The 9,366-nt window shown below is 73.1% G+C and carries 6 protein-coding genes and 2 pseudogenes; 2 read left to right on the top strand and 6 right to left on the bottom strand.

Translation table 11 applies throughout. The features are described 5' to 3' along the window. Window positions 1-10: 10 nt before the first annotated feature. Window positions 11-61, top strand: a pseudogene (locus A6Q79_RS11400) (hypothetical protein); the annotation flags it as partial. A gap of 39 nt (window positions 62-100) precedes the next feature. On the opposite strand, the pseudogene rpsP reads toward A6Q79_RS11400, so the two are convergent. Together rpsP and A6Q79_RS11390 are read right to left on the bottom strand one after the other, a co-directional pair. Next, window positions 101-409, bottom strand: a pseudogene (rpsP, locus tag A6Q79_RS11395) (30S ribosomal protein S16); the annotation flags it as partial. 181 nt (window positions 410-590) lie between these two features. Continuing rightward, complete coding sequence (locus A6Q79_RS11390; protein ID WP_067861460.1) at window positions 591-1,379, bottom strand: crotonase/enoyl-CoA hydratase family protein; 789 nt, start codon at window positions 1,377-1,379, stop codon at window positions 591-593. 43 nt (window positions 1,380-1,422) lie between these two features. On the opposite strand from A6Q79_RS11390, the gene A6Q79_RS11385 reads away from it, so the two are divergent. After that, window positions 1,423-1,797 (top strand): arsenate reductase family protein, encoded by a 375-nt coding sequence (locus A6Q79_RS11385; protein ID WP_067856587.1) that lies wholly within the window; start codon window positions 1,423-1,425, stop codon window positions 1,795-1,797. Window positions 1,798-1,815: 18 nt separating this feature from the next. On the opposite strand, the gene A6Q79_RS11380 is transcribed toward A6Q79_RS11385, so the two are convergent. From A6Q79_RS11380 to A6Q79_RS11365, 4 genes are all read right to left on the bottom strand, one after another. After that, complete coding sequence (locus A6Q79_RS11380) at window positions 1,816-3,750, bottom strand: ABC transporter ATP-binding protein (protein WP_236749844.1); 1,935 nt, start codon at window positions 3,748-3,750, stop codon at window positions 1,816-1,818. Beyond that, on the bottom strand, window positions 3,747-5,480 hold the full coding sequence (locus tag A6Q79_RS11375) for an ABC transporter ATP-binding protein (protein WP_067856584.1): 1,734 nt from the start codon (window positions 5,478-5,480) through the stop codon (window positions 3,747-3,749). The genes A6Q79_RS11380 and A6Q79_RS11375 overlap by 4 nt, the downstream gene beginning before the upstream one ends. Window positions 5,481-5,527: 47 nt before the next feature. Next, on the bottom strand, window positions 5,528-7,105 hold the full coding sequence (ffh, locus tag A6Q79_RS11370) for a signal recognition particle protein (protein WP_067856581.1): 1,578 nt from the start codon (window positions 7,103-7,105) through the stop codon (window positions 5,528-5,530). Window positions 7,106-7,177: 72 nt separating this feature from the next. After that, a partial coding sequence (locus A6Q79_RS11365; protein WP_317698307.1) for a [protein-PII] uridylyltransferase occupies window positions 7,178-9,366 on the bottom strand: 2,189 nt, incomplete at its 5' end.

Here is a 9,366-nt window from a genome sequence, read left to right as displayed (position 1 = left end):
GCAGTATTACCTGCACAACTTCCTGACCAGCCAGCCGGACCTGAACTTCCACAATCCCGAAGTCCGTGAAGAGCTGCTCGATGTGGCCCGCTTCTGGCTGGACCGCGGCGTCGAACAGCGCGGCCTTGTCGGCCTTCGGCTCGGGCTGCTTGAGGGTGCTGGTGCCACCGATGTCGCCGGTGATCTTGAGCAGCGCGGCGACGGCCTCGGTGGGCTGGGCGCCGACGCCAAGCCAGTACTGGGCGCGCTCGGAGACGACGTGGATCGTCGACGGCTCGGTCTTCGGGTTGTACGTGCCGATCTCCTCGATCACACGACCGTCGCGCTTGGTGCGCGAGTCGGCGACGACGATGCGGTAGTACGGGGTGCGGATCTTGCCCATCCGCTTCAGGCGAATCTTGACGGCCACGGGTGTGGTGTCTCCTCAGGTCTCTGTGGTGGGGTGACGTGGCGAGCCGGGTGGGGTCACGACTCGGTCACGAAGCTGGTGGGCCCAGCGGTCGGGGTGAGAGGGTCCCGGCCGCAGCGGACACAAGGCGACATTCTGCCAGACGACGTCCGCCAGGACCACATCGCCTCGCGTGTCCCGGTCACCGGTCCGGGGCACCGTCGTCGAAGCGACCGTGCCGGCCCGCGCCGGCCACGAAGCGCGCCGCGCCCTCGACGGCCTCGGCGGCGACGACGGGCAGCCCGCCCGCGCCCTCGGCGCGCAGCGCTTCGGCCAGCGGGAGGTCCCACTGCCCCAGCACCGACGCGCGGTCCGCGCGGAGGCAGGCCTGCGGGAAGGCCGCGAGCTGCTCGGCCAGCTCGTGGGCGACGTCGAGCGCGCGTCCGGGGGCCACGACCCGGTTGACGAGTCCCATCTGCAGCGCCTCGTGCGCCTCCACGGGGCGTCCGGTGAGCACGAGGTCCATCGCCCGGCCGTGCCCGACGACACGCGGCAGCCGCACGGTGCCACCGTCGATGAGCGGGACGCCCCAGCGGCGGCAGAACACCCCGAGCACGGCGTCCTCGGCGGCGACCCGGAGGTCGGCGAGCAGCGCGAGCTCGAGACCGCCGGCCACGGCGTGGCCCTCGATGGCGGCGACGAGCGGCTTCGTCAGCGCCATGCGGGTCGGCCCCATCGGGCCGTGGCCGTCGGGGTCGAGCACGTGGCCGCGCTCGGGGTCGGCGACGGCCGACAGGTCGGCGCCCGCGCAGAACGTGCCTCCCTCGCCGTGGAGCACGGCGACGGCGACGTCGTCGTCGGCCTCGAAGCGCTCGAAGGCGGCCAGGAGGGCTGCGGCGGTGGGGCCGTCGACGGCGTTGCGGACGTCGGGTCGGTGCAGGGTGATCGTGCAGACGGCGTCGTCGACGTCGTAGCGGACGGGTTCGCTCACGAGACCCACGCTAGCCGTCGGTCTGCGTGGCTACGCTGACCTCATGGCCGACGTCACCGTCCTGCACCACCCGGGCTGCTCCACCTCGCGGCACGCGCTCGACTCCGCCGCGCAGGCGGGCGTCGAGGTCGAGGAGGTGCGCTACCTGAAGCAGCCGCTCGACCGCGCCACGCTGCTCGCGCTCCTGGAGCGGCTCGAGGACGAGCCCGCCGACCTCGTCCGCAAGGACGCCTTCTTCAAGGAGCAGGGTCTGGACGCCGCCGACTACACGACGCCCGAGCAGGTCGCCGACCTGCTCGTCGAGCACCCCCGTCTGCTCCAGCGGCCCGTGCTGGTGCGCGGCACGCTGGACGGACCCGGACGGGCCATCATCGGGCGGCCGAAGGACCGCGCCGACGCCTTCCTGCGCGAGGGCTGACCCGCTCCCCCGCACCGCTCACGTGGCGGTGCCGGCGAACTGCGCGGCGTAGAGCCGGGCGTACGCACCCTCGGCGGCCAGCAGCGTGTCGTGGTCGCCCTGCTCGACGATGCGGCCGGACTCCATGACGACGATGGTGTCGGCCTCGCGGATGGTCGACAGGCGGTGCGCGACCACGAACGACGTGCGGTCGCGCCGCAACCGGCCCATGGCCTCCTGCACGAGCGCCTCCGTGCGCGTGTCGACCGAGCTCGTCGCCTCGTCGAGCACCAGCACGGGCGGGTCGGCGTGGAACGCGCGGGCGATGGTGAGCAGCTGGCGCTGGCCGGCGCTGAGGCTCCCCCCGCCCTCGTCGACGACGGTGTCGTAGCCGTCGGGCAGCGTCCGGACGAGGTGGTCGACCGAGGCGGCCTCCGCGGCGCGCCTGACGGCGGCGTCGTCGACGTCGCCCACGCGGCCGTAGGCGATGTTCTCGCGGATGGTGCCCTTGAACAGCCAGGCGTCCTGCAGCACCACGCCGAAGCACCGTCGCAGCGCCTGGCGGTCCATCGTGGCGACGTCGACGCCGTCGAGCGTGATGCGTCCGGCGTCGAGCTCGTAGAAGCGCAGCAGCAGGTTGACGAGGGTCGTCTTGCCCGCGCCGGTCGGTCCGACGATCGCCACGGTCGCGCCCGGCTCGGCGACGAGGTCGAGACCCTCGATGAGCGGAGCGTCGGTGTAGGAGAACGCCACGTCGTCCAGGACCACCCGACCCCGCACGGGCTGCGTCGGCACGAGCGGCGCCGCGCCGCCGGGCCCCACGTCGGGACGCTCCAGCTCGGTGTCGAGCAGGGCCAGCACGCGCTCGGCCGAGGCCATGCCGGACTGCAGGAGGTTGACCATCGACGCGATCTGGGTGAGCGGCTGCGTGAACTGCCGCGAGTACTGGATGAAGGCCTGGACGTCCCCCACCGTGAGGCTGCCGGTCGAGACCCGGACCGCGCCGATCACGGCGACCAGCACGTAGTTGAGGTTGGAGACGAACATCATGAGCGGCTGGATGACGCCCGAGATGAACTGGGCCCGGAACGCCGACGTGAACAGGGCGTCGTTGCGGCGCTCGAACTCCTCCCGGACGTCGCGCTGGCGGCCGAAGACCTTGACCACCTCGTGACCCGTGAAGACCTCCTCCACGTGGCCGTTGACCTTCCCGGTGGCGGCCCACTGGGCGACGAACTGCGGCTGCGAGCGGCGCATGACCGCCTGTGTCAGCCACACGGCGAGCGGGATCGTGGCCAGGGCCACGAGCGCCAGCAGCGGCGAGATCCAGACCATCATGACGAGCGTGCCGACGACCGTGAGCAACGAGGTCAGGAGCTGGCTGATCGTCTGCTGCAGCGACTGGCCGATGTTGTCGATGTCGTTGGTGGTGCGCGACATCAGCTCGCCGCGCTCCGTGCCGTCGACGAACGAGAGCGGCAGCCGGTGCAGCGTGGCCTCCACGTCGTCGCGCAGGCCGCCGACCATCCGCTGCACGACGGCGGTGGTGAGCCGGCCCTGCCACCACATGAAGCCCGACGCCAGGACGTACAGCACGATCGCGCCCGCCAGCACCCAGCCGAGCTGCGTGAAGTCGATGCCCTGCCCGGGGCGCACGTCGGCACCGAGGAGCACGTCCGCGAGACGGTCCTGGCCGTCGGCACGCAGCCGCTCCACGACCTCGGCCTGGCTCGCGCCGGCCGGCAGCCGGCTCGACAGGTAGCCGCTGAAGACGAGGTCGGTCGCGTGCCCGAGGAGCCGCGGGCCGAGCACGGACAGGGTCGTGCCGATGACACCCAGCGCGGCGATGGCAGTGACCGTCGCGCGGTCCTGGAGCAGTCGTCGCCCGATGCGTCGCGCGGTGCCCCGGAAGTCCGACGCGCGCTGGGGCGCCATGGCTCCGGCGGCCATCGGCCCGCGTGGTCCGCCGCTCATCGCGCCTCCGCCTCGCTGAGCTGGGAGAGGACGATCTCGCGGTAGACCGCGCACGTGTCCATGAGGTCTCGGTGCGTGCCCGTGCCGACGACGCTGCCCTCGTCAAGGACGACGATCCGGTCGGCGTCGCGGATGGTCGAGACCCGCTGGGCGACGGTCACGACCGCGGCGTCGCGGGTCAGCGGCCTCAGGGCGTCCCGCAGCGCCGCGTCGGTGGCGTAGTCGAGCGCGGAGAAGGAGTCGTCGAACAGGTACACGAGCGGACGCTTCACCAGCGCGCGGGCGATCGCCAGCCGCTGCCGCTGACCGCCGGAGAAGTTGGTGCCGCCCTGCGAGACGGGTGCCTGGAGCCCCTCGGGCAGCGCCTCGACGACGTCGCGCGCCTGGGCCACGTCGAGTGCCTCCCACAGCTCGGCGTCGCTCGCGTCGGGACGGCCGTAGCGCAGGTTCGACGCCACCGTGCCGGAGAACAGGAACGCGCGCTGGGGCACCAGCCCGATCGCCGCCCAGACCGCCTCGGGCGTCATCGTCCGCACGTCCCGGCCGTCGAGCAGCACCTGCCCCGCGGTGACGTCGAAGAGTCGGGGCACGAGGTTGACCAGCGTCGACTTCCCGCTGCCGGTCGACCCCACGACCGCGGTGGTCTCCCCCGGTCTGGCCACGAGGGAGACGCCGTGCAGCACGTCCTGCTCGGCCCCTGGATACGCGAAGGAGGCGTCGCGCACCTCCAGCGCGCCGCGGGCCACGGGCGTGTCGTCGGCGTCGGGCGCGGCGACGATGCTCGGCTCGGTCTCCAGGACCTCGGTGATCCGCTCCGCCGACACCTCGGCGCGCGGCCAGAGCATGAGCATGAAGGTCGCCATCATGACGGCCATGAGGATCTGCACGAGGTAGTTCTGGAACGCGGTCAGCGTGCCGACCTGCAGGTCGCCCGACGCGATGCGGTAGCCACCGAACCAGGTGGCGGCCACGACCGAGACGTTCATGACGAGCATGACCGTCGGGAACATCAGTGCCATCACGCGCCCGGCCGCGACCGCGACGTCGACGTACGCCTGGTTGGCCCGCGCGAAGCGCTCGGCCTCGCGCTCCTCGGTGGCGAACGCCCGGACGACGCGGATGCCCTGGATCTGCTCGCGCATGACGTCGTTGAGGCCGTCGATCCGCTCCTGCATCTGACGGAACAGCGGACGCATCGTGCGGATGATGAGGCCCACGGCCACCACCAGGACGGGGATGACCACGACGAGCAGGCCCGACAGCTCGACGTCCTGGCGCAGGGCCATCGCGACGCCCCCGACCGCCATGATCGGGGCCGACACCAGGAGCGTCAGCGCCATGAACACGAGCAGCTGCACCTGCTGCACGTCGTTCGTGGCGCGCGTGACCAGCGTCGGCGCGCCGAAGTGGGCCAGCTCGCGGGCGGCGAACCCCTCGACCGCGTCGAACACGCCGGCGCGCAGGTCGCGGCCGAGCGCCATCGCCACCCGCGCCCCCACGTAGACGGCGACGACCGTGCACGCCACCTGCAGCACGGTGACGAGCAGCATCACGCCGCCCGTGGTCCAGATGCGTCCCACGTCGCCGCGGACGACGCCGTCGTCGATGATCTCGGCGTTGAGCCCCGGCAGGTAGAGGTTGGCGATCGTCTGCGCCAGCTGGAACAGCACGACCACGGCGATCGGTCCGCGGTAGGGCCGCAGGTGGCGGCGCAGGAGCGGGATCAGCACGACGTCAGACTACGTTGCCCCGAGCAACGGTCTCGCGGACGAGCCGCTCAGAGCAGGTCCCTGAGCTCCTTCGGCAGCTCGAAGTCCTGCGCGCCCTGCTGGCCGCCGAAGCCGAACGCCTCGGCGCCGTCCTTCGCGGCCGGCTTCTGCTGGGACGCCTGGGCCCGCTTGGCCGGGTTGCCCGACACGCGCTTGCCCTTCTTCTTCTGGTTCTGCGGCTTCTGGCGGGCGCCGGCCCGCTTGCCGACGCCGGGCATGCCGGGGACGCCGCCCATGCCGGGCATGCCCCCGCCCTTCGCCATCTGCTGCATCATCTTGCGTGCCTCGAAGAAGCGGGTGACGAGCTGGTTGACGTCCTGCACCGAGGTGCCCGAGCCCTTGGAGATCCGGGCGCGGCGCGACCCGTCGATGATCTTGGGGTCGTCGCGCTCCTTCGGCGTCATCGACAGGATGATCGCCTTCACCTTGTCGAGCTCGCGGTCGTCGAAGTTCGCGATCTGGTCCTTGAACTGGCCCATGCCCGGGAGCAGGCCCATGAGCTTGCTCATGGACCCCATCTTCGACAGGGTCTCCATCTGCTTGAGGAAGTCCTGGAGCGTGAAGGTGCCCCCGAGCATGCGCTCGGCGTCCTTCTCGGCCTGCTCGGCGTCGTAGACCTTCTCGGCCTGCTCGATGAGCGACAGCATGTCGCCCATGTCGAGGATCCGGCCGGCCATGCGGTCGGGGTGGAAGACGTCGAAGTCGGTGAGCTTCTCGCCCGTGGAGGCGAACATGATGGGCCGGCCGGTGATCTCGCGGACCGACAGCGCAGCACCGCCCCGGGCGTCGCCGTCGAGCTTGGTGAGCACCACGCCGGTGAAGTCAACGCCCTCGGCGAACGCCTCGGCCGTCTGCACGGCGTCCTGGCCGATCATCGCGTCGATGACGAACAGGACCTCGTCGGGGTTCACGGCGTCGCGGATGTCGCGCGCCTGCTGCATGAGGTCGGCGTCGATGCCGAGGCGTCCGGCGGTGTCGACCACGACGACGTCGTGCAGGGTGCGGCGGGCCTCGGCGATCGCGTCGCGGGCCACCTGCACGGGGTCGCCGACGGAGCGGGTGCCCTCGGCGCCCCCGTCGCCGCCGCCGGTGTTGCCGGCCTCGGGGGCGAACACGGTGACGCCGGCCTGCTGGCCGACGACCTGCAGCTGGTTGACGGCGTTGGGGCGCTGCAGGTCGCAGGCCACGAGCATCGGGCTGTTGCCCTGCTCCTTGAGCCAGCGGCCGAGCTTGCCCGCGAGCGTGGTCTTGCCCGCTCCCTGGAGGCCGGCGAGCATGATGACGGTCGGCGGGTTCTTCGCGAACCGGACGCGGCGCGTCTCGCCGCCGAGGATCGTCACGAGCTCCTCGTTGACGATCTTGACGACCTGCTGCGCCGGGTTGAGCGCCTTGGAGACCTCGACGCCCAGCGCGCGCTCCTTGACCCGCGCCGTGAACGCGCGGACCACCGGGACGGCGACGTCGGCATCGAGCAGGGCGAGACGGATCTCGCGCGCGGTGGCGTCGATGTCGGCCTCGCTGAGCCGTCCCTTGCCGCGCAGGTTCTTGAACGCGGACTGGAGGCGGTCTTGCAGGGAGTCGAACATGGGCTCCAGCCTACCGAGCGGGCCCGGCGACGCCGACGACCCCGGTCGGCCAAGCCCCGCGAACCAGCTCGCTCAGACCAGGGCCGCGTCGACCGCCTCGTGCAGCCGACGGGTGGCTGCCTCGTCGAGCGGCTCGCCGTCGGCGTCGACCACGTAGAAGACGTCGCGTGCCTCGTCGCCGTAGGTCGACAGGTGCGCCGAGCGGATCGAGCAGTCGACGGCGGCGATCGCGGCGCAGACCGTCCACACGAGTCCGCGGCGGTCCGCGGCCCGGACCTCGAGGAGCGTCGCCGACTCCGACAGGCCCGGCAGCACCCTGACGCGGGCCGGCAGCCCCTCCACCGGGGTGAGCGTCATGCGTCGCTCGAGCGGCACGTCGCCGGCGAGGACGGGCAGCAGACGCTCGCGCACCGCGCTGGCCAGGAGGTCGGGCCGGGCCACCTCCCACAGCGACACGGCCGCGTCGTCCTGGGTGACCACGCGCACCGAGCGCACGGCGAGACCCTGGAGCGCGAGCCCTCCGGCGATGAGGGCCATCACCCCGGGGCGGTCGGCGGTGACGACCGTGACGAGCGACCCGCCGTGGTGGTCGACGACGTCGAGACGGACCTCGCCCCGGCGCGCACGCGCCAGGGCGTCGGCGGACGGGAAGGGCAGCTCGGCAGGCCAGCCCTCGTACGCGTCGGACGTGGTCGCGGGCGCCGTGCCCGCGAGGTGCTGGTGCGTCTTGGCCACCAGCCCCTCGATCAGGCCGCGCCGCCACGAGGTCCACGCCGTGGGGCCGGTCGAGCGCGCGTCGGCCTGGGTGAGGCTGGCCAGGAGGTCGAGGAAGGCGGCGTCGCCGACGATCTCCGCCACGTTCGCCGCCGTGGCAGGGTCCTCGATGTCGCGACGGGTGGCGACCGTGCCGAGGAGCAGGTGCCAGCGCACGAGCCTGCCCACGACGGCGGCGTCGGCGGGCGGGAAGCCCCAGCGCAGCGCGACGGCCTCCGCCATCGGGGCACCGACCTCGCTGTGGTCGCCGGGCCTGCCCTTGCCGATGTCGTGCAGCAGCGCGGCGACGGCGAGGAGGTCGGGACGCGCGACGTCGCGGCGCAGCGTCGAGGCCACCACGCACGTCTCGACGCTGTGCCGGTCCACCGTGAACCGGTGCACCGGCGAGCTCGAGCCGCGCAGCCGCACGTCGGCCCACTCCGGCAGCCAGCGGTCGACCACGCCTGCGATGTCGAGCTCGTCCCACACCTCGACGAGACCGTGGCCCGCAGTGAGCAGGTCGACCAGGGAGCGGCGGGCCGCAGCCGGCCACGGCTCCTCGAGCGGCCCCAGGTCGCGCGCGAGGCGCTGGGCGGTCCCGGCCGCGAACGGGAGGCCGGCCCGGGCCGCGACGGCGGCGGCCCTCAGCGCGACGGCGGGGTCGCGGCGTGGGTCAGCGTCGGCGGTGAGCACGACCTCGTCGCCGAGCCAGCCGACGCCGGCGTCGACCTGCACCACCGCAGGCCCGGTGCGTCGCAGGCCGGGCCGGGGTCGCGGGCTCGCCCGCGGCGCGAGGACGGCGTCGAGCCGGCGCCAGGTCACGTCGGCGACGTGCGCGATGCGACGTCCGAGGTGGCGCACGTGCAGGTCGAGGGCCTGCGGCTCCATCCCGACGGCCTCGGCGACCGCCGGCACGTCCTCCATCGCGAGCCGGTCGGTGCGGCGCCCGGTGCTGGTGTGGAGCGCGTCGCGCACGTCGAGCAGCGCGGAGCGCAGCTCCTCGACCTCCGCGTGGGGCACGTCGACGAGCCACGTCGCGACGAGGGCGCGCAGGTCGACGCCGTCGCGCAGGCCTCCCCCGGACTCCTTGAGGTCGGGCACCGCGGCGTAGGCCAGCCAGCCCGAGCGCTCGAGCCGCTGGCGACGCCCGGCGCGCAGGTCCTCGACCCGGGTGCGCGCCTCGCGGCGCCAGTCGGCCAGCACGTGGGAGCGCAGCGCGAGGACGAGCCCAGCGTCGCCGGCCACCGTCCGCGCGTCGAGCATGCCCATGGCGGCGCGGTGGTCCTCCGCTGCCGTGGCGCGCATCTGCACGGCGTCGCGGACGGAGTGGTCGAGCGGGATGCGCGCGTCCCACAGCGGGTACCAGAGCGCCTCGGCGACCTCGCGGACCCGGTCCTCGGGCACGGCGGGGTCGTGCAGCAGGACGACGTCGAGGTCGCTGGACGGCGAGAGCTCGCGTCGCCCGTAGCCACCGACCGCGACGGCGACCAGGCCCGTGGGGTCGGGCC

Origin of the sequence: Aeromicrobium sp. REDSEA-S32_B7 (assembly GCF_001626145.1) — a bacterium.
In the GTDB taxonomy this organism is placed as follows: domain Bacteria; phylum Actinomycetota; class Actinomycetes; order Propionibacteriales; family Nocardioidaceae; genus Aeromicrobium; species Aeromicrobium erythreum.
Note: the sequence above shows the minus strand (reverse complement) of the source record. Positions and strands in the feature narration are given on the sequence as shown.